The sequence below is a fragment of the Pseudomonas sp. A1230 genome (genome assembly GCF_044218825.1).
Lineage (GTDB): Bacteria > Pseudomonadota > Gammaproteobacteria > Pseudomonadales > Pseudomonadaceae > Aquipseudomonas > Aquipseudomonas iridis.
In genome coordinates this window covers 860,846-881,859 of the sequence record NZ_CP162582.1, presented here as the reverse complement: position 1 = coordinate 881,859, position 21,014 = coordinate 860,846, and the positions used below count along the sequence as shown (strand labels likewise).

Genomic DNA, 21,014 nt, shown 5'->3' with positions numbered 1-21,014 from the left:
TCAAAGCCCTTTATGAATTTCAATATGCGCCTTAGGGGTGACAATACTTATATTGTCAGCATTATATAAATCCCCACCCTCTGCCAAACCCAACTTGTGATGCAGCTCGTACTTTACTCTTGCTCCCGCAAAATCACTATCTCTTACTATCGGAGCTTTACCTTTTTTCATTTCGCTTAAACTCGCCGCATTAAACAACTCAGCTAATCTTTCCTCGTTGAAAACAGCCTTCCACAATCTCTCTCTAAAAGCCCTGAAGCTTTTGAACTGCCGCCCTCTCAACTTCTCAGCGATTTCCGCTGGAATCGCCGCGCCCTCGCCTTGCGCAGCCGCCTCCAGCCATCTACTCGGAACCGGTTCTCCATAACCGCTGGCAACCCCCGGATCATTCCGACGGTCCCGGAACATGACGTACTGCGGTGGCAGTCCCGATTCCGGCGGAAAAACCAGAATGAAGTCGTCGAAGTGAATGTTGCCCGGGACAGGATAGGTATCGATCCGTCCCTCAATCGGGACGAGATTGCCGCCGAAGTATCGCGGTGGAGCTGATTCTTCGACGGGCAACTGCGTTGAACTGTCAGTCGGCGTTACTGAAGGCGTCCAGACCACGGTTGTTGGCGGAAGGTCAGTAAGCGTGGTGCCGTAGGTGTTTTCCCCGGGGTTATAACCGGCTGCAATCACCCGTACGCCGGAAGGGAGTCTTTTACCGCCGACCGGAACAACGAGCAGTTCCACCAGATTGCTTGTCAATGGCCGGGGACTTAAACGTACGGGTAAATCCAGCAACGCCCTTTCGCTTGCCAGCCTGTGCAGATCCGGTAAAGGCCCGGGTAGCAGGTCCGACAACGGATGGCTGAGCACGAAGCGCTCGGGCAACTCACCATTGCCCAGCGTCGGTGAATAGATGAACGCACTCACACCCACCATCAGACCCGACGCCGTGCCTGCAGCGAGACCCGACAGGCCGGCAACCGCCGAGCGAATGACGGCAGCTAAACCAGCCATCAGATTGTCGGCAATGGCCACTGCGCCACTGGATGTCGCAAAAACCAACTGGGCGTTGGCGACATTGCCCTGAAGGCGCAAGGGAACGCCATGACCCAGACCTGGGCGCTGGTCTTCAATCGAGCGATTGGCCTGTTCGGCATCCTCCAGTCGGCGCTTTTCCTCTGCGAGCCGGCGTGCTTCAGCTTCTGCCTCAAGCGTTGCCCGCTCCTCGGCGAGCTTTCGCTCCCGGGCTTGCGCCGCCAAACGGGCTTGCTCTTCCGCCAGTCGCTTGATTTCATTGGCGGCGGCAATACGCGCTAACTCTTGCGCCATACGGCGCGCTTGATCCTGCGCAGCACGGGCCTGTTCCTCAGCAACCTGCCGAGCATGTTCCGCCGCCAATCGCGCCTGCTCTTGGGCAATCCGCTCAGTCTCTTGTGCTTGTACGACGGCAACAACTTCCCTGAGTCTTGCGGACTGGGTGTTCAGCAACCCGATGCCTTCAACCAGCAACTTGGCGTTAAACAGCGCACTGTAGGCTTGCAACACAGTGACGCCAGAGTTTCGCCGATTCACCTGTGGCAAGCGGCCGCTATTATAAAACCGTTCAACTTGCGCCTGACCGAATCGCTGGATGGCAACATCCTGTGTCGACAACAAAGCCGTGTACTTGCGGGCGATCAGCGAATCTCTAAAGCGCAACTCTCTCGCCAAGGCCTCCAGCGGAGGGAGTGGAATTGAATCGCCTCCGTTTCTGACGTGCGCAAGTTCAACTTCAAGTACTTGTGCCAGGTTTCCGGAAACCGACTTGTAAGCATTTTCCAAATCCAGAATTTCACCCAGCGGGGCGAAATCAACATTTCGCCCCGAACCATCCCCCTGCCCTAAATAATGTAAATATTCATCTTGTTTATCCGGACGCACAACAATCGGCGGAAGCGTTATTCCATTACGCTGCATTTATAAATCCTCCATGGACAATAGTTTTCGTCGCGCTGGCCGGTCACCCTCAAACAGCCACTAACGTGACCGGCATCTGGAGAAATTTATGGAAATAAATGTTGTGCAGTGCGGTACATAGTTATCGCCCGCGTTTTTTCTGTCACGCCGGAAGGAACTGATAAAGCGGTAGGACGTTTCTCTAATACTCTTTTTCTTCAGCAACTTTGGAAGGTAGCGCAGCGCTTCAATCACCCAAGAGCACTTACCTGCTGGGCGTTTGTCACAGACAGGGAAGCCAAGAACAATAAACAAGGAGAAACCCGATGCAGCTGACACGCATTGCCCAAGCCGTTTTCATTTCCCTGCTCGCTGGTCACGCCGGTGCTGCCACGCTGGACAGCACCCGCGAACAAATCGCCGCACAAGCCAAACAGCTTGAACCGCAACTGCTGGAAACCCGCCGCGACATCCACGCCCACCCCGAGCTCGGCAACACCGAAAAACGCACCGCCGAGCTGGTCGCCAAACAACTCAAAGCCCTGGGTCTGGAAGTCAAAACCGGCGTCGCCCGCACGGGCGTAGTCGCCATCCTCAAGGGCGGCCTGCCCGGCCCGACCGTGGCCTTGCGCGCCGACATGGATGCACTGCCAGTCAAGGAAGTCGCCGACCTGCCATTTGCCTCCAAAGCTAAAGGCACATACCTCGGCAAAGAAGTCGGCGTCATGCACGCCTGCGGCCACGACGCCCACACCGCGATCCTGCTCAGCACAGCGAAAATTCTCACAGGCATGCGCGACACCCTGCCCGGCACCGTGGTGTTCTATTTCCAACCGGCCGAAGAAGGCCCAAGCGACTTCATTCCCGACGGCAAAAACACCTGGGGCGCGAAAATGATGGTCGAGGAAGGCGTGATGAAATCGCCGAAACCCGACGCCGTTTTCGGCCTGCACGTCTGGGCCGGCATCCCCGCCGGCCAGATCGCCTACCGCCCCGGCGCCACCCTCGCCAGCTCCGATGACCTGCGCATCAAAATCCTTGGCAAACAAACCCACGCCGGCCGCCCGTGGGACGGCATCGACCCGATCACCGTCGGTGCACAAACCATCGTCGGCCTGCAAACCGTGGTCAGCCGCCGCACCGATATTTCGTCTTATCCGTCGGTGGTCAGCATCGGCACCATCAATGGCGGCACGCGCTACAACATCATCCCCGAATCAGTCGACATGACCGGCACCATCCGCTCGTACGACTACGGCATCCGTCAGAAACTGCACGCCGACGTACGCCAGACCATCGAGAAAATCGCTGAAAGTGGCGGTGCGAAAGCCGATGTCACCATCATCGAAAAATACGACCCGACGATAAACAACCCGGCGCTGACGGACAAAATGCTGCCGACATTGAAGTGGGCAGCCAGGGATGACGTGGTGAATGCGCCGCTGGTGGGTGGCGCGGAAGACTTCTCGTTCTTCGCCAAAGAAGTGCCGGGATTGTTTGTGTTTCTGGGCGTGACGCCAAAAAATCAGGACATGAGCAAGGCTGCACCGAACCACAATCCGGGGTTCTTTGTGGATGAGTCGGCGTTGGTGGTGGGGGTGAGGACACTGGCCTCGCTGGCGACGGATTATTTGTATGCCAATGCGGGGGCGGGCAAATAAGCTTGAGGTGAACGTGGGGGCGCTTTCGCGAGCAGGCTCGCTCCCACATTTGGACCGTGTGCAGCTTGCCAGAGACTGGTCGGCTGTCACGCCGCCAGCGCTGGCAAACCAGCTCCCACACAAAAGCAAACCCCGCCCTTCGCTTTTCACCACTCAACAGGATGAGCGTTAGCTCGGCTGCAGCTCTTGATCTCAAAGGCCCGTCGGCAGGCTGAGTGGAGGGATTGATCCGGGGGTGGGAGCGAAGCGACCGTTCGACGAAGTCGAACACATCGAGAGGAGGTGCAGCGAAGCAAACCGGAGACGATGCGCCCGGATCAATCCCGGAGCGAAGGAACCCGAGCCACAGCGAGGGCCGAACGTCAGGGTAAAGCCCTTTGCTTCCTTTGGGGCGTTTGCCAAAGGGAGTCGACCGTCAGGGCGAAACCATAAGAGGCCGTTACCGCAGCAACGAATATTCACCCAAAACAGTCAAACAACATCAAACAACATCAACCCCTACGTGAATCGCATCATGTCGCCAAAACTCCAGATCACAATCAATCAACCGCTCATGCTGATCATAATTAACCCGGGCAATCCGCAACCCCGGGCTCCCCACCGACACCCGTAAAGCCGCCGCCGCATCCACCGACAAAGACGTCGGCACAATCTCGAACCGCACTCGCCCATAGTGCAAATCGTAATGCCGCGCATACAACTCGGTAATCGACTGATTCAGATCAAACTCCAGAATCCCCGGAAAAAACTGCGGATTCAGATAATGCTCAACATAAAGCACCAGCCGCCCATCAATCCGCCGCGACCGACAAATCTGAATCACACTCGACAACGCCGGCAGTTGCAACCACGCACACACCGCCGCCGAAGCCGGTTGTAGTCGGGCCGAAATAACCTCGGTCGAAGGTACCCGTCCCTGCGCACTGACCATCGCGTGAAAGTGACTGCGCTGTATCAGGTTGTACGCCAGACGCGGCGGCGAAACGAACCAGCCCCGCCGCTCCTCACGATAAATCTGGCCCTGCGCCTCCAACTGCAACAACGCCTCACGCACAGTTATCCGCGTCGTGCCGAACAACTCACTGAGCTTGCGCTCGGCCGGCAATTTGCTGCCGGGCGCCAAAAGTCCGTGGTCGAGTTGCTCCTGCAACACCTGGCCGATCGCTGTCACCGCTTTTGTTGCCTCATCGCGCATCAACGTTACCTATCTGGACTAGACCAGCACTGTTTCGGGGCAAGACTGCACGACGATCACGCCGTTTCCATGTGCTGCAAGCCTAGGCAGTGCAGATGACCGAGAGATGACAAAACGGCTCAACGGTCGCACTCACGACTTGCAATACATCGGCCAAATCCCTGCCCTCCGGGGCTTTGGGCATGGTCTACGCTTATCGAGCAGCCGCAAAAACCGGGCAAAAAAAAGGCCTGACGCCAGGTCACCGACATCAAAGTGTCATCCAGCCCCCTTAAATTGGCTCAGGTATTGCTGACCTAGACCAACACAAACCGCAATCGCAGCGTTGAACACGACCAAGGAGCTTCGGAATGAAACAGCTTTTCCTGGCAACACTGTTAGGCTCGACCATTGCCATGTGCACCGCCGCCATGGCGGCCGACACCGATCTGAAAACCCTCGAAGCCGCTGCGAAAGCGGAAGGCGCCGTCAACAGCGTCGGCATGCCCGATGACTGGGCGAACTGGAAAGGCACCTGGGAAGACCTGGCCAAAAAATACGGCCTGAAACACATCGACACCGACATGAGTTCAGCTCAGGAAATCGCCAAGTTCGCCGCAGAAAAAGACAACGCCAGCGCAGACATCGGCGACGTCGGTGCTGCCTTTGGCCCGATCGCGGTCAAACAAGGCGTGGTGCAACCCTACAAGCCAAGCACCTGGGATCAAATCCCGGACTGGGCCAAGGACAAGGATGGCAACTGGGCTCTGGCCTACACCGGCACCATCGCCTTCATCGTCAACAAGAAGCTGCTGCACGGTTCCGAAGTGCCAACCAAATGGGCTGACCTCAAGGGCGGCAAATACAAGGTTTCCATCGGTGACGTGAGCACCGCCGCACAAGCTGCCAACGGCGTTCTCGCCGCAGCACTGGCCAACGGTGGCGACGAGAAAAACATTCAGCCTGCCCTGCTGCTGTTCGCAGACATCGCCAAGCAAGGTCGTCTGTCGATGGCCAACCCGACCATCGCCACCATGGAAAAAGGCGAGATCGAAGTTGGCGTGGTCTGGGACTTCAACGGCCTGAGCTACAAAGCCAAGATGGCCAACCCGGATGACTACGTGGTGCTGATCCCGTCTGACGGTTCGGTGATTTCCGGCTACACCACCATCATCAACAAGTACGCGAAAAACCCCAACGCCGCCAAGCTGACCCGCGAATACATCTTCAGCGACGCCGGCCAGACCAACCTCGCTCGCGGTAATGCGCGTCCGATCCGTGCCGAACACCTGCAATTGCCGGAAGACGTGAAGGCCAAACTGCTGCCGAACGAGCAGTACAAAAAGGTCACCCCGATCAAGGACGCCGATGCCTGGGAAAAGACCTCGAAAGCTCTGCCGCAGAAGTGGAACGAAGAAGTCATCGTAGAGATGAAATAAGGCGGCTGATCCCTACTGCGTAATCTGTTGAGATCCAAATGTGGGAGCGAGCCTGCTCGCGAAGGCGTTGTGTCAGTCGACATCAATGTTGAATGATCTGCCGCTTTCGCGAGCAGGCTCGCTCCCACAGGGGATCCGGGTTGAATTTGAAGTTTCCTGTTTCGCGGAGTTTTTGCCCCTATGAAGCACAACGTCATCCTTGTCGTGCTCGACGGCCTCAGCCATGAAGTCGCGTGCCACGCCATGGGGCATCTGCAGGCTTACATTGGCGCAGGACGCGCCGCGCTCTATCAGTTGGAGTGCGAGTTGCCGGCCCTGTCCCGACCGCTTTATGAATGCATTCTTACCGGCGTGCCGCCCATCGACAGCGGCATCGTCCACAACAACGTCTCGCGCCTCTCCAGTCAGCGCAGCATCTATCACTACGCCCGCGACGCCGGCCTGAAAACTGCAGCGGCGGCTTATCACTGGGTCAGCGAGCTGTACAACCGCTCGCCATTTGTGGCCGCACGCGACCGTCACACCGACGATCCATCGCTGCCGATCCAGCACGGACATTTCTACTGGAACGATCACTACCCTGATTCGCACCTGTTCGCCGATGCGGAAAACCTGCGCCTGCGCCACGCGCCGAACTTCCTGCTGATCCATCCGATGAACATCGACGACGCCGGGCACAAACACGGCCTCGACAGCTCGCAGTACCGCAACAGCGCGCGCTCGGCCGACATCATCCTCGCCGACTATTTGCAGGGCTGGCTCGACGCGGGTTATCAGGTGCTGGTGACCGCCGACCACGGCATGAACAACGACCGCTCGCACAACGGCCTGCTGCCGGAAGAACGCCAGGTGCCGCTGTTCGTCCTCGGTGACGCCTTCAGCCTCAACGCAGGCGCTGTCCCCAAGCAGACCGAAATCTGCGGCACGGTCTGCGAACTGCTCGGCGTGCCCCACGACAAACCTGTGTGCCGGGAGCTGCTCAAGTGAACGCTATGACTCGCGGCAAATGGCTGGCAGCCCTGTGCCTTGTGCCCTTCGCTTTATTCTTTATCGTCTTCGAAATCGCCCCGCTGATCTGGGTGATGATCAACAGCCTGCAATCGGAAGAATTTGGTTGGGGCGTTGAAAACTTCACCAAAATCTTCAGTTCAAAATTCTATTTGCAGGCGATCCAGTACAGCCTCGAGATCAGTTTCTGGTCGAGCGTATTCGGCATCATCATCGCCGTACTGGGTGCGTATTCCCTGCGCCGGGTGGATTCGAAACTGCGCAATTTTGTGAATGCCTTCGCCAACATGACCAGCAACTTTGCGGGTGTGCCGCTGGCTTTCGCGTTCATCATCCTGCTCGGTTTCAACGGCAGCATCACGATCATGCTCAAGCAGGCCGGGATCATTGAAGACTTCAACCTGTACTCCAAAACCGGGCTGATCATCCTCTACACCTATTTCCAGATTCCCCTCGGCGTGCTGCTGCTCTATCCGGCCTTCGACGCCTTGCGTGAAGACTGGCGCGAGTCCGCCGCGCTGCTCGGAGCCAACGGCTGGCAGTTCTGGCGCCACATTGGCTTGCCGGTACTGACCCCGGCACTGCTCGGTACTTTCGTGATCCTGCTGGCCAACGCCCTCGGCGCTTATGCCACGGTGTATGCGCTGACGACGGGCAACTTCAACGTGCTGCCGATCCGCATTGCCGCGATGGTTTCCGGCGATATTTCGCTCGATCCGAATCTGGCCAGTGCGCTGGCCGTGGTGCTGGTCGCGCTGATGACCATCGTCACCGTCGTGCATCAACTGCTGTTGAAGAGGAGCTACCATGTCTCGCGTTGAATCCGGCCCGGTCGGCATCTACCACCGCGTCGTGGTCTACCTGCTATTCGCCATCCTCTTGCTGCCGCTGGTGGGCACGCTGATCTACTCGATTGCCAGCAGTTGGTCGGCGACCATTCTGCCCAGCGGCTTTACCTTCAAGTGGTACATCCAGTTGTGGAGCGACCCGCGTTTCCTCCACGCTTTCGGCCAGTCACTGCTGGTGTGTGTCGGCGCGCTGGTGCTGTCGGTGGTGTTGATCCTGCCGCTGTTGTTCGTGGTGCATTACCACTTCCCGAAACTCGATGCGCTGATGAACATCCTCATCCTGCTGCCCTTCGCGGTGCCGCCAGTGGTGTCGTCCGTGGGCCTGTTGCAACTGTACGGTTCCGGGCCGATGGCAATGGTTGGCACGCCGTGGATTCTGATCGGTTGCTACTTCACCGTGGCGCTGCCGTTCATGTACCGGGCGATTACCAACAACCTGCAAGCGATCAACCTGCGCGACCTGATGGACGCTGCACAACTGCTCGGTGCCAGCACCTTTCAGGCGGCGATTCTGGTGGTACTGCCGAACCTGCGCAAAGGCCTGATGGTGGCGTTGCTGCTGTCGTTCTCGTTCCTGTTCGGCGAGTTCGTGTTTGCCAACATCCTCGTCGGCACCCGCTACGAAACCCTGCAGGTCTATCTGAACAACATGCGCAACAGCAGCGGGCACTTCACCAGTGCGCTGGTTATCTCCTACTTCTTATTCGTGCTGGTCCTGACCTGGATCGCCAACATCTTGAACAAGGACAAAAGCGAATGAGCTATGTCAGCGTCCAACATCTGCAGAAAAGTTATGCGGGCACTACCGTATTCAGCGATATCGACTGCGAAATCAACAAGGGCGAATTCGTCACCCTGCTCGGCCCCTCCGGTTGCGGTAAATCCACCCTGCTGCGTTGCATCGCCGGCCTGACATCGGTCGATGGCGGCAAGATACTGCTCGATGGCGTCGACATCGTGCCACTCAGTCCGCAGAAGCGCGGCATCGGCATGGTGTTCCAGAGCTATGCGCTGTTCCCCAACATGACCGTGGAACAGAACGTCGCGTTCGGCCTGCGCATGCAAAAGGTCAACGCCGACGACAGCCACAAACGGGTTACCGAGGTGTTGAAACTCGTTGAACTGAACGACTTCGCCAGCCGTTATCCGCATCAACTGTCCGGCGGCCAATGTCAGCGCGTTGCCTTGGCCCGCTCGCTGGTGACTCGCCCGCGATTGTTGTTGCTGGATGAACCACTGTCAGCACTTGATGCGCGAATTCGCAAACACCTGCGCGAGCAGATTCGCCAGATCCAGCGCGAACTTGGCCTGACCACGATTTTCGTCACACACGACCAGGAAGAAGCGCTGACCATGTCTGACCGGATTTTCCTCATGAATCAGGGAAAAATCGTACAAAGTGGCGATGCTGAAACCCTGTATACGGCACCGGTCGATGTGTTCGCTGCGGGCTTCATCGGTAACTACAACCTGCTCGACGCAGAGCAAGCATCGAAGCTGTTGCAGCGCCCGATCAATCACCGCATCGCCATTCGCCCGGAAGCCATCGAATTGAGCCTCAACGGCGAGCTCGACGCGCAGATCCGCAGCCACAGCCTGCTTGGCAACGTCATCCGTTATCGCGTTGAAGCACGCGGCGTGGAACTGGTAGTGGATGTGCTCAATCGCTCGGCCGCCGATCTGCATCCCGACGGTCGGCGTCTGGCGCTTTCCATCGATCCGACGGCCCTGTGTGAGGTCGCTTAAAAGCAGCTGCAAGCTTCGAGATACAAGCTTCAAGCTGTAGACTGCGACCCACCTCATTTCCACTCTTGCAGCTCGAAGCTTGTAGCTCGCAGCTGTTCTCGGAGAGAACCGATGGCTTTGGCAATTTTTGATCTGGACGAAACCCTGATTCACGGTGACTGCGCCACCCTCTGGAGCGAGCAGATGGGACGCTTGGGGTGGGTCGACCCCGAGTCGTTCATGCGCAAGAACAACGAACTGATGGATGCCTACAGCCATGGCAAATTGCGCATGGAAGACTACATGGAGTTCAGCCTCGAGCCGTTGATCGGCCGCACGCCGGAAGAGGTCGAGCACCTGGTCGGCCCGTGGGTGGAAGACTTCATCGAGCCGATCATCTTCAGCGACGCGACCAAAACCATCGCCGCCCACCGCAAGGCCGGCGACCGGATTCTGGTGATCTCGGCCTCGGGCACGCACCTGGTCAAGCCGATTGCCGATCGATTGGGCATCGACGAAATTCTCGGCATCGAACTGGAAATCGCGCACGGCGTATACAGCGGTCACACCGTCGGGACCCTGACCTACCGCGAAGGCAAGATCACCCGCTTGCTGGAATGGCTGGATGCCGAAGAAGAAAATCTGGAGGGCGCGAGTTTCTATTCCGACTCACGAAATGACCTTCCGTTGTTGCTGAAGGTGGATTTCCCGCACGTGGTCAATCCGGATCCGGTGTTGCTTGAGCATGCCGAGAAGTCCGGCTGGCCGATCCACATCTGGAAGTAAAAAACAAAAGATCGCAGCCTTCAGCAGCTCCTACAGGGCGTTTACTTTGCCAATGCAGGAGCTGCCGAAAGCTGCGATCTTTTGATCTTGCCGTTTTTCAGCTAACGCTGTCGTCAATCACCAAGACCAGTTTCCCCGCCACCGTATTGCTCGCCAGCTCCGCAAAAGCCGCCTCGGCATCTTTCACCGGGAAAGCCTTTGCCAATTGCGGTTTCAACCGCCCTTCGGCAAACAACGGCCACACGTGCTGGCTCAGGTCACTGAACAGGTCTGCCTTGAACTGATCGTCACGGCTGCGCAAGGTCGAACCCAGCAATTGCACACGCTTGGCCATTACCTGTGCCAGATCCAGTTTAGCCTCGCGGCCACCCATCAGACCGATCAACACCCAGCGTCCATCCAGCGCTATCAGCTTGAGATTCAGCGCCGAATAATTCCCGCCGACCGGATCGAGGATGACATCGAACGGGCCGAGGTCGCGCAGGCTTTCCAGATCATCCGTGCGCACCACCCCGCCCTGCGCGCCCAGACTTTCACAGTAGGCCAAACGTTCGGCTGAACCGACGCTGACCCAGCACGGATTGCCGAACGCCTTGCACAGCTGAATGGCGGCTGAACCGATCCCACTTGCTCCGGCGTGCAAGAGAACTTTCTCACCCGGTTTGAGCGCCGCAAGTTGAAACACATTCAGCCAGACTGTTGCGTAAACCTCAGGCAATGCCGCCGCTTCGATCAGCGAGACACCTTCCGGAACCGGCAACACATGCCGCCCGTCGACCACCACCTCTTCGGCCATCCCGCCCCCGGCCAGCAAGGCGCAAACCCTATCGCCTACCTGCCAGGACGAACCTGCGCCGACCTCGCTGATCACCCCCGAGCACTCAAGACCGAGTACCTGGCTGGCACCCGGCGGAGGTGGATAAAGCCCTGCCTTTTGTAATAAATCGGCTCGATTGAGGCCCGCTGCCGCCACGCGAATGCGAACTTGTCCTACATCACATGTAGGACTCGGCTCTTCAACCCATGCCACTTGACCTTCCACGCCTTGCAATGCCTTCACAGTGCCTCCATAGTGAGTCTGGACTGAGCCCGAAGCTGTAGCGCCGGGCTTTTTGCATTATGCGACCGGCTCTTGTAGAACCGGCGACTTCAAAGACGGCCTAATATGCGTTATCAATTGTCCCCGCGTCGAATCAGCATGAAGCATTTGCTCCCCAGCACCGCCCTAGCACTTTTCATCGGTATCGGCCTGTTGCCGGTGTCGGGCAATACATTCGCAGCCAACAGCTGGGACAAGTTACAGCCTGATCGCGACGAAGTGATCGCCAGCCTGAACGTCGTCGAGTTGCTCAAGCGTCACCACTACAGCAAGCCGCCGCTCGACGATGCGCGCTCGGTGATCATCTATGACAGCTACCTCAAGCTGCTGGATCCGTCGCGCAGCTACTTCATGGCCAGCGACATCGCCGAATTCGACAAGTGGAAGACCCAGTTCGACGACTTCCTCAAAAGCGGCGACCTCAACGCCGGGTTCACCATCTACAAGCGCTATCTGGATCGCGTCAAATCGCGTCTGGACTTCGCCCTTGCCGAGCTGAACAAAGGCGTCGACAAGATGGACTTCAACACCAAGGAGACCTTGCTGATTGATCGCAAGGACGCACCTTGGCTCAAATCCACCGCCGAACTCGACGACCTGTGGCGCAAACGCGTCAAGGACGAAGTCCTGCGGATGAAGATCGCCGGCAAAGAGCCCAAGCAGATCCAGGAAACCCTGACCAAGCGCTACAAGAATCAATTGTCGCGTCTGGATCAGACCCGTCCGGAAGACATCTTCCAGGCTTACATCAACACCTTTGCCATGTCCTACGATCCGCACACCAACTATCTGTCGCCGGATAACGCGGAAAACTTCGACATCAACATGAGCCTGTCCCTCGAAGGCATCGGCGCCGTGTTGCAGAGCGACAACGATCAGGTGAAAGTCGTGCGTCTGGTGCCAGCAGGCCCGGCCGACAAGACCAAAATGGTAGCCCCGGCCGACAAGATCATCGGCGTTGCCCAAGGCAACAAAGAGATGGTCGACGTGGTTGGCTGGCGTCTGGACGAAGTGGTCAAGCTGATCCGCGGCCCGAAAGGCACCGTGGTGCGCCTGGAAGTGATTCCGGCCAGCAATGCACCGAACGACCAGACCACCAAGATCGTGCCGATCACCCGTGAAGCGGTGAAGCTCGAAGACCAGGCCGTGAAAAAATCCGTGCTGAACCTGAAACAGGACGGCAAGGATTACAAACTCGGGGTGATCGAGATTCCCGCCTTCTACCTCGACTTCAAGGCGTTCCGTGCCGGTGATCCGGATTACAAGAGCACCACCCGTGACGTCAAGAAACTGCTGACCGAACTGCAGAAAGAAAAAGTCGACGGAGTGGTTATCGACCTGCGCAACAACGGCGGCGGTTCCCTGCAGGAAGCTACCGAGCTGACCAGCCTGTTCATCGACAAGGGCCCGACCGTCCTGGTGCGTAATGCTGATGGCCGCGTCGACGTGCTGGAAGATGAAAACCCGGGCGCGTTCTACAAAGGTCCGATGGCACTGCTGGTCAACCGCCTGTCCGCCTCGGCTTCGGAGATCTTCGCCGGCGCCATGCAGGACTACCACCGCGCACTGATCATCGGCGGCCAGACCTTCGGTAAAGGCACCGTGCAGACCATTCAGCCGCTGAACCATGGCGAACTGAAACTGACCCTGGCCAAGTTCTACCGGGTTTCCGGTCAGAGCACCCAGCACCAGGGCGTCCTGCCGGACATCGACTACCCGTCGCTGATCGACACCAAGGAAATCGGCGAGAGCGCCCTGCCGGAAGCCATGCCGTGGGACACCATCCGCGCGGCGATCAAACCGGCGGCCGATCCGTTCAAGCCGTTCCTGGCACAGCTCAAGTCCGAACATGACACGCGCACCGCCAAGGATGCCGAGTTCGTGTTCATCCGTGACAAGCTGGCCCTGGCGCAGAAACTGATGCTGGAAAAAACCGTCAGCCTCAACGAAGCCGACCGCCGTGCCCAGCATGCAGACATCGACGCCAAGCAACTGGTGATGGAGAACATCCGTCGCAAGGCCAAGGGCGAAGAGCCGCTCAAAGAGCTGAAGAAAGAAGACGAGGACGCCCTCGCAGCAGCCGAGCCGGACAAGCTCAAACCAGAAGACGATGCTTATCTGAGCGAAACCGGGCGCGTTCTGCTGGATTACTTGAAGCTGAGCAACCAGGTCGCCAAGAAGTAAGGTGATGGCGATTTAATGCTGACGATCCCCGGATCGTCATCAAACAGTCATCATTCTGTCGTGCAATAAAGGACTGGGAGCCACTCTCTTCATAGAGAGGGCTCCCAGTCCTTTTTTTATCGCCAGAGATTGCCATGACCACGACCGAACAGCTGAGTGCCTTGAGCTCGATCCTGACTCAAAGCGGATTACACAGCCTGTTTCAGCCGATCATCTGTCTCTCAGAGCGCCGCATTCTCGGCTACGAAGCCCTCACCCGCGGCCCGTCCAACAGTCCTCTGCACTCACCGATCGCGCTGTTCGCCGTGGCGCGTCAGGCCGGGCGTCTGAGCGAACTGGAGATCGCCTGCCGAAAAAGTGCTTGCCGCCGTTTCAACGAGCAGCAACTGCCGGGCAAGCTGTTTCTTAACGTCTCGCCGGAATCCTTGCTCGAAGCCGCGCACCAGCCGGGGCGCACGTTGCAACTGCTGCAGGACTTCGGCATTCCACCTAGCCAGGTGGTCATCGAACTCACCGAACAGACGCCGATCGACGACTTCCAGTTGTTGCAGACCGCGTTGCATCACTATCGGGCCATGGGTTTTTCCATTGCGCTGGATGATCTCGGCGCCGGATATTCGAGCCTGCGCCTGTGGTCCGAGCTGCGCCCGGATTACGTGAAAATCGACCGGCACTTTATCGACGGTATCCATCAGGACGCCTTGAAGCGCGAGTTCGTCGGGTCAATCCTGCAAATCGCCAAGGCGTCACGGGCTCAAGTGATTGCCGAAGGTATCGAATTGCCGGAAGAACTGGCGGTGCTGACGGAAATGGGTGTCGATCTAGTGCAGGGTTATCTGCTCGGCCGCCCGCAAGAGCATCCACCCCGCGATGCCCGCGCTTTGATGCCCAAACACGACAGCAGCGCGGTGGCGCTGAACGACGAAGGCAGCGATCTCAGTGCCTTGCTCAACGAGCAACCGGCCGTGGGGCGCGATACGCCGACCGCCACCGTGCTGGAAGCCTTCCGCCGCCAGGCCAATCTCAACTCGCTGGCAGTGCTGGACGAACAAGGCCAGCCGTGCGGCATCGTCCACCGCCACTCCCTGTCGGATGCCTTGCTCAAACCGTTCGCCACCGACCTGTTCGCCCGCAAACCCATCAGCCGCCTGATGAACGACGACTTCCTCGCCGTGGAAATGAGCCAGTCGCTGCAACAGGTCAGCCGCCTGATCACCAGCCGCGCCCGCCAACGCATCGAAGAAGATTTCATCATCACCCTCAACGGCGGATACCTCGGCCTTGGCCGGGTGATCGACGTACTCAAACTGATCACCGAACTGAAAATCCAGCAGGCCCGCTACGCCAACCCGCTGACCCTGCTGCCCGGCAACGTGCCGATCCAGCAATGCCTGACCCGCCTTCTGCAGCAAGGCCGCGAGTCGGTCATCTGCTACGTCGACATCGACAGCTTCAAACCCTTCAACGACATCTACGGCTACGGCCGCGGCGACGAAGTCCTGCTGTGCCTGGCGCAATGCCTCAACGAACGCGTCGACCCCTCCCGCGACTTCGTCGGCCACATTGGCGGCGACGACTTCCTCCTCGTCCTCGGCCCCGAAGACTGGCGCAAACGCCTCAATCAATTGCTTGATGATTTCCAGAGCCAATGCCGACGTTTCTATCGCCCTGAACATCTGGAGGCCGGATGCTTTATCGCGCCGAATCGACAGGGTGTGCGGCAGGAGTTTCCGTTGCTGTCACTATCGATCGGCGTCGTCCACCTGCATCCCGAAGCTTGCGCACAACTCGACGCCGGTCAACTTGCGGAGATGGCTTCGCAAGCGAAGCATCATGCGAAGAATGTGCCAGGGTATAGCGTGCATGTTATCGAAAGTATGAATGCTCTACCCTTTACCGAAGCGCTCGTTTCTGGCCATCGTTGATGTTTCGAACCACTCCAAAACTACCATACAGAACGATCTTCACTAGCGGCTTTTGCAAGATCCAGCTCCCAAACCTCTATCGCCAACTTATAGATATCTAAGAAAAAACCGCGTGGACTATCCAGTGAGCCCCACTCTCCACGAGGCCAACTTGCGGCTTCGCACGGGTCGATCTCGAACAAAAGCTGAAAGTCGTATGTTGGATCTTCTAGTTTTGCTTTCAAGTGTTCAAGTAATACCAGCCGATGCCTATAGGAGAGGTACGGCAGATTCAGACAATACTTTCTGATCAGAACCTCCCGATCACCAGACTCATTGGGGTTGTACACCCCGAGCTCTACACCTCGAGTTTCTTCTCGATCATAAACATCGAACATACCAATGAACCACATCAACCCTGGTTCAAAAGGCTTTTTTAAAAAAGGATGTTTCAACATTACTTACCCTCAGCAGGAAACCCTGTAAATGGCCTCTGTGTATTTTCCTGATCGAATTTCACTTCAAACCAATTCATATTTTCATTGAGGCTTGGATTTTGCTCATCCGCCCTATTTGGCTTATACCCACGCCCTGCCCCAGGCAACTCCAACCTAACTATTGGATTACGTCTTTGATCTTCCCCTGTGTGCATAATTAAACCATCTTTATCCTTTGTCATCGCTTTATTCAAAGCGCCCAGATGCATCCGCCAGTTATGGAATTGTGAGCTTGGGTTTCCTCTAGGTGGTATTGGAACGACGCCAGTGTGAGGATCAGCGCCATTGATTGCTCGCTGTTTTAGGGCTCGATCGGGAATTTCAGAACTGTGCTTTTTTACAGTGTGCATATCATAGAGTTCTTCATATTCATGTACCCGACGCTTCGCATTCTCTTCAGCCACCTCATCAAGCCTCGCCCGTCGCTCCTGCGCCGTCATTTTCGGCAGCGGGGGCGCGCCCTCTTCGACGACCACGCGACCAGCCTCGTACCGCATCGGACGACGCGGTGCTGACGGCGGACAATTGGAACTCAACCCCAACGGATCCACCCACCCCGTCGGATTCGGCACGTACTGGTACTGATTCAACCCACCCGCCAACTTGATCGGGTCCGGCGTCAAATACCGTCCAAGCCTTGGGTCGTAATACCGATGCCGGTTGTAGTGCAGCCCGCTTTCCGCGTCGAAGTACTGCCCCTGAAAGCGCAGCGGTTGATCCAGGTATTCCTCGCCGGCCAGGGTGATTGCGGCTACTTTGCCGTAGGCGTCGTATTGCGCCGACCAGACGATTTCGCCGCTGTAGTCGGTGAGTTCTTGTGGGGTGCCGAGGTGGTCTAGTTGGTAGTAGAACGGGCAGGCCTTTTTTGGGCCTTTGCCGTCGAGCAGTGCCAGCGGGCGGAAGGTGCCGGGTTCGTAGACGTAGCTGCGGTGCTGGGTTTTGCTGCTTTCGGCGACGAGGTGGTCGCCTTGCCAGAAGAACTCGGTTTTTTCGCCGTCGACGGTTTTGCTGATCCGCCGGCCGAAGGCGTCGTACTGGTAGGTCGCGGTTTTGCCGTCGGGGCGGGTCAGGCCGATGAGGCGGTGCTGGCAGTCGTAGCGGTATTCGGTGACGAGTTTCTGCGCGGTGCCGCGGCGTTCGCGGATCAGGTTGCCGAAGGCGTCGTAGTCGTAGTGGCGATCGCCCTGCATCAGCAGGCGGTTGCCCTTGATGTGTGTCGGGCCGGGGCGCTCCTGCATGAGCAGGTTGCCGGCCGGGTCGTGGGCGAAGGATTCCGGTAGTTCGTCGCGTGAGTGGCGCACCCGGATCAGGCGGTCGAGGGCGTCGTAGCCATAGGTGCGTTGGCCGTGACGGGTGTCGGCGATGTGCTCCAGATTGCCATTGGCGCTGTAGGCATAATCGCGGCGGTACAGCGAATCGTGCTGATGGCCTACGGCGTGGGCGAGCAGTCGGCCCTGATCGTCGTAGGCATATTCGCTGAGCAGCAAACCTTGCTGGCGTTGTTGTTCGCGGCCCGACTGGTAAACGTGTTGCGTCAGCGGCGCGCCGTTGAGGTGGATGGCGGTCAGTGCGCCGCCCTTGGCGTACTGATAATCGAGCTTGCTGTTGTCCGGCAGGCGCATGCGTTTGAGCTGGCCGCAGGCGTCGTAGGCATAACGCAGCGTGCCCCAGCCCTGATGCTCGGTGATCAACCGATCCTGCAGGTCGTATTCGAAGGCCAACGGATGTTTCTGGCCGTCGTCGACGCCAGTCAGCCGACCGAGGCGGTCGTACTGATAGATAACCTTGACCCCGTCAGGCAAGGTCTTGATCAGCAGGCGCCCGGCCGCATCGCGCTCGTAGCCCGTGACCAACACCGAGCCGTCATCGCCGAACTCGGTCTTTTCCAGCAGATGACCGTTAAGATCGTAGGCGTAGGCCGTACGCCGCCCGTCGAAGCCGGTTTCCTGTCGGATCAGTCCGGTCGGCGTGTAGTCCAGCCGATACTTTTCGCCAGACTCGTTCTCGATTTCGGTGAGCAGCAGTTGCGCATGGTCGTAGCGGTACTGCACCCGCGTGCCGTCGGGGTTGATCCGACGCGATACCAGGTGCAGGTCGTCGTCATACTCAAAACGGGTGATGCGCCCGAGTTCGTCGCGTTCGGCGGTGACCTGGTTGTAGGCGCCATAACTGTAGGCGCGAGTGGCACCCGTAGGAGAAGTCGTCTGGACCAGTCGGCCAACAGCGTCCCAATGCTGACGCGTGACCGCACCGTGTTCATCAGCTGTGGTAGTCCTGCGCCCCAGTGCATCGTAGGAAAAGCGCCGCACACCACCATCGGGCAGGGTTTCTTCAACCAACTGACCGAGGGTGTTCCAGACAAACACATGCCGACTGGTGTCCGGGTAACGGATCGACAGCAGCTGCCCGCGAGCGTCGTAGTGGTAATGGCTGACCTGACCATCAGGATCGACCGCCTCAGTGACATCGCCCTGAGCATTGCGTCGGTAGGTCCATACCGCGTCGCCACGGGAACGGCTGTGCAGGAAACCGTTGCGGTACTCGTAGGACGTTGGCACATCGTCCGGCGGAAGCAGCGCGATCAGCCGTCCGACATCGTCGTAGCGGTATTCGGTGACGGCGCCTAAGGGATCCTGCTCGGCGACCAAGCGGCCCGAACCGTCGTAGGCCTTGAGGTGTTCGCCGCCATCGGCCTCGACCTTGCGCACCAGCCGTGCGCGGTCATCGTGGACGTAGGTTTCTTCGGTGCCATCGACGTAATGCACGACGACACTGCCGTCGTCATGCCAGACATAACGCGTGTCCATCTGCGAGAACGACGCCCAGTGCCTGACACAACGGGCAGCTTTGCCAGCGCGTTCCCACTCCCAGAAGAAACTCGCGCCGCCCGTGAGTTGGCGCTGCAGGATGACGTGCTGATCGTCGTAGTCGTAACGCTCGCTGTCGCCAACCGCGTTACGCACCTCGACCAGACGCTGATAGGCGTCGTAGCGATAACTGACAAGGGTGTGTTCGGTGTGCCAAGGTTCGGCAAGGTTCAGCGCCGAGTCAAAGCGCTGGTAATCAACCGCGATCAGATGCGCCCGGTCATAACGCAACAACAGCGCCCGACCCGCGCCATTGTCCAGACGCTGAACCCGATCCTGCCGATCCCGAACAATGCGCAGACGATTGCCATACGCATCACTAACCGCCGTCAGACGCCCGGCCCGAAAGTGATAAAACCGTGCCGCATCCCCCGCCAGCGCGAGGATCAGTTCTTCCGGTTCATCCCCGAGAAAAATCGCCGCCCGCGACAGACTGTTATGAATCGCCGGGCGCTCAACACTTGGCAACGGGAACCGCGTACGCCGGTTTTCATGATCAACCCAAACAACACCGTCGCGATCGAACTCCAGCCGATGCGCCAGCGAATGACTCCAGCCAAACCCCAGCCCGACATCGATTTCGGCGGCACTGGTGCGATACAGCCTTGTGAACTCGAATGGCAGCAGCCCATCGAGCACACCATCGCTCAGGGTCAGCAGTTCCTCGCCGGTAACCATCGACACCGGGCAGCCGTTGGTACAGGTCTGCGGTACGCAATCGGCGCTGTTGCCGTTGGGGTTTTTTGCCTGGTCCGGCGAATCGTCGTGGTGTTCGTCTTTTTTCAGCAAGGTGTTGCGCTTGGCATTCCAGCGCAATTGCATCCGGCCTTTTTTGATACCCGCGGCGATCCCGCGCGCGGCAACAGTCTTGTATTGATCAACGTACTTGATGAAACCGCTGACGATGCCGAACATCGCCTTCACCAACCGCACCAGCGCCGAGAGCAGTTGAACCGCGTGACCTGCCAGACGTAGCGTCAGATAAGCGATCCCTCCGCCACCACTGGCGAAAGTCAGAATGACGGCAATCAGCACGTCGATCAGCACTTGCACCATCATCATCGATAGCGCTTGCGCGGTTTTACCGGCGATCTGGCTCGGCGGCAGCATCTCCAGCCACAGGCTGGCGGTACGCAACAGCAAACACAGCGTCGCTTCGTCACTGACCAGTAACTGAAGCTTCTCCATGACCTCAGGAGCCGTGGCGGCCAGATCAATCAGGTAAGTCGCGCCACTGCCCAACCGCTCGGCAAACTTGCCCGGATCCTTGAGAATGTCCGACAGCATCCCGATGCTGTCCCACACCCCCTCGATCGCCGCCCAACTGCCGGCGAGCATGCCGTTGCCCGCCGCCGTCGCCACCGAATGCGACCACTGCGGCTTGAACCCTTGCCATTCGCCGCGCAACCAGTCATCCAGCTCACCGGTTAAACCGTCATAGGACTTGAACAACGCCCTGACCTGTTCCACGGTGACCTCACCGTGCACATGCACGCGATAGAACTTACCTTCTGTTCCCCTGAATTCGCCCTTGCCTTCGGCATTGAGGGTGATGGGTGTTGTTTCGCCTCCATCCACAGCCACCACATCGACCACGATGTTGCCCAGCGGAATGTCGTAGACCGATTCGAACTTGCTCTCGATCAACATCAATCCGCCCTTCGGGCACTGGACGATATTGGAGAAAAATGCGTCGTCGCTGCTGCTGACGGCCGTAGTGCGATCGCCGAAGCGGATGATCCGCTCCATGCCCACCAGCGACGGCAGATCAGCGGCGTGGCTGACAGTGTCGGCCGTGCGGCTGGCCCAGTGTTCGAGCTGTTCGCGGTAGAGACTGAGGGTGTCGGGGAAGCTGTCGAGTGCTTGCTCGATGCGAGTGATGGCTTCCATCAACGC

General features: G+C 58.3%; 14 protein-coding genes. 9 read left to right on the top strand and 5 right to left on the bottom strand.

Features of this window, described 5'->3' with window-relative positions; genetic code table 11:
• Positions 1-1,947 carry an S-type pyocin domain-containing protein gene (locus AB4P97_RS04175; protein WP_052491506.1) on the bottom strand — a complete coding sequence of 649 codons (1,947 nt, stop codon included), beginning with the start codon at positions 1,945-1,947 and terminating at the stop codon, positions 1-3.
• A gap of 305 nt (positions 1,948-2,252) precedes the next feature.
• Here AB4P97_RS04175 and AB4P97_RS04170 point away from each other — a divergent pair, with 305 nt between their 5' ends.
• Complete coding sequence (locus AB4P97_RS04170; protein ID WP_042558414.1) at positions 2,253-3,587, top strand: amidohydrolase; 1,335 nt, start codon at positions 2,253-2,255, stop codon at positions 3,585-3,587.
• A 481-nt stretch (positions 3,588-4,068) separates the two neighbouring features.
• Here AB4P97_RS04170 and AB4P97_RS04165 read toward each other — a convergent pair whose 3' ends face one another.
• A complete protein-coding gene (locus tag AB4P97_RS04165; protein WP_042558413.1) occupies positions 4,069-4,782 on the bottom strand; it encodes a UTRA domain-containing protein in 714 nt (237 codons plus the stop codon).
• A 350-nt stretch (positions 4,783-5,132) separates the two neighbouring features.
• Here AB4P97_RS04165 and AB4P97_RS04160 point away from each other — a divergent pair, with 350 nt between their 5' ends.
• The 6 genes from AB4P97_RS04160 (at position 5,133) to AB4P97_RS04135 (ending at position 10,567) form a co-directional block, all read left to right on the top strand.
• Positions 5,133-6,200 carry an ABC transporter substrate-binding protein gene (locus AB4P97_RS04160; protein WP_042558412.1) on the top strand — a complete coding sequence of 356 codons (1,068 nt, stop codon included), beginning with the start codon at positions 5,133-5,135 and terminating at the stop codon, positions 6,198-6,200.
• Positions 6,201-6,380: 180 nt separating this feature from the next.
• Entirely contained in the window at positions 6,381-7,187 is an 807-nt protein-coding gene (locus AB4P97_RS04155; RefSeq protein ID WP_395602093.1) for an alkaline phosphatase family protein, read from the top strand.
• A 5-nt stretch (positions 7,188-7,192) separates the two neighbouring features.
• Positions 7,193-8,029 carry an ABC transporter permease subunit gene (locus AB4P97_RS04150; protein ID WP_162184598.1) on the top strand — a complete coding sequence of 279 codons (837 nt, stop codon included), beginning with the start codon at positions 7,193-7,195 and terminating at the stop codon, positions 8,027-8,029.
• Entirely contained in the window at positions 8,016-8,816 is an 801-nt protein-coding gene (locus AB4P97_RS04145) for an ABC transporter permease (RefSeq protein ID WP_042558409.1), read from the top strand. The genes AB4P97_RS04150 and AB4P97_RS04145 overlap by 14 nt, the downstream gene beginning before the upstream one ends.
• Positions 8,813-9,802, top strand: coding sequence for an ABC transporter ATP-binding protein (locus AB4P97_RS04140; RefSeq protein WP_042558408.1), 990 nt, complete (start codon positions 8,813-8,815; stop codon positions 9,800-9,802). Before AB4P97_RS04145 ends, AB4P97_RS04140 begins: the two co-directional genes overlap by 4 nt.
• Positions 9,803-9,913: 111 nt before the next feature.
• Positions 9,914-10,567 (top strand): HAD family phosphatase, encoded by a 654-nt coding sequence (locus AB4P97_RS04135; protein ID WP_042558407.1) that lies wholly within the window; start codon positions 9,914-9,916, stop codon positions 10,565-10,567.
• Positions 10,568-10,664: 97 nt separating this feature from the next.
• Here the strand turns inward: AB4P97_RS04135 and AB4P97_RS04130 are convergent, their stop codons facing one another.
• Positions 10,665-11,627, bottom strand: coding sequence for a zinc-binding dehydrogenase (locus tag AB4P97_RS04130; RefSeq protein ID WP_042558406.1), 963 nt, complete (start codon positions 11,625-11,627; stop codon positions 10,665-10,667).
• A 138-nt stretch (positions 11,628-11,765) separates the two neighbouring features.
• Between AB4P97_RS04130 and AB4P97_RS04125 the strand changes: the two genes are divergently transcribed.
• Positions 11,766-13,850, top strand: a complete 2,085-nt coding sequence (locus tag AB4P97_RS04125; RefSeq protein ID WP_162184575.1) for a carboxy terminal-processing peptidase — start codon at positions 11,766-11,768, stop codon at positions 13,848-13,850.
• Positions 13,851-13,984: 134 nt separating this feature from the next.
• The gene (locus AB4P97_RS04120; RefSeq protein ID WP_042558404.1) at positions 13,985-15,775 is read left to right on the top strand and encodes a bifunctional diguanylate cyclase/phosphodiesterase; all 1,791 of its coding nucleotides are present in this window, start codon (positions 13,985-13,987) and stop codon (positions 15,773-15,775) included.
• Positions 15,776-15,795: 20 nt separating this feature from the next.
• On the opposite strand, the gene AB4P97_RS04115 is transcribed toward AB4P97_RS04120, so the two are convergent.
• Positions 15,796-16,212 carry a hypothetical protein gene (locus AB4P97_RS04115; RefSeq protein WP_042558403.1) on the bottom strand — a complete coding sequence of 139 codons (417 nt, stop codon included), beginning with the start codon at positions 16,210-16,212 and terminating at the stop codon, positions 15,796-15,798.
• Positions 16,212-21,008, bottom strand: coding sequence for an RHS repeat-associated core domain-containing protein (locus AB4P97_RS04110; protein WP_395602092.1), 4,797 nt, complete (start codon positions 21,006-21,008; stop codon positions 16,212-16,214). Before AB4P97_RS04110 ends, AB4P97_RS04115 begins: the two co-directional genes overlap by 1 nt.
• Positions 21,009-21,014 lie beyond the last annotated feature (6 nt).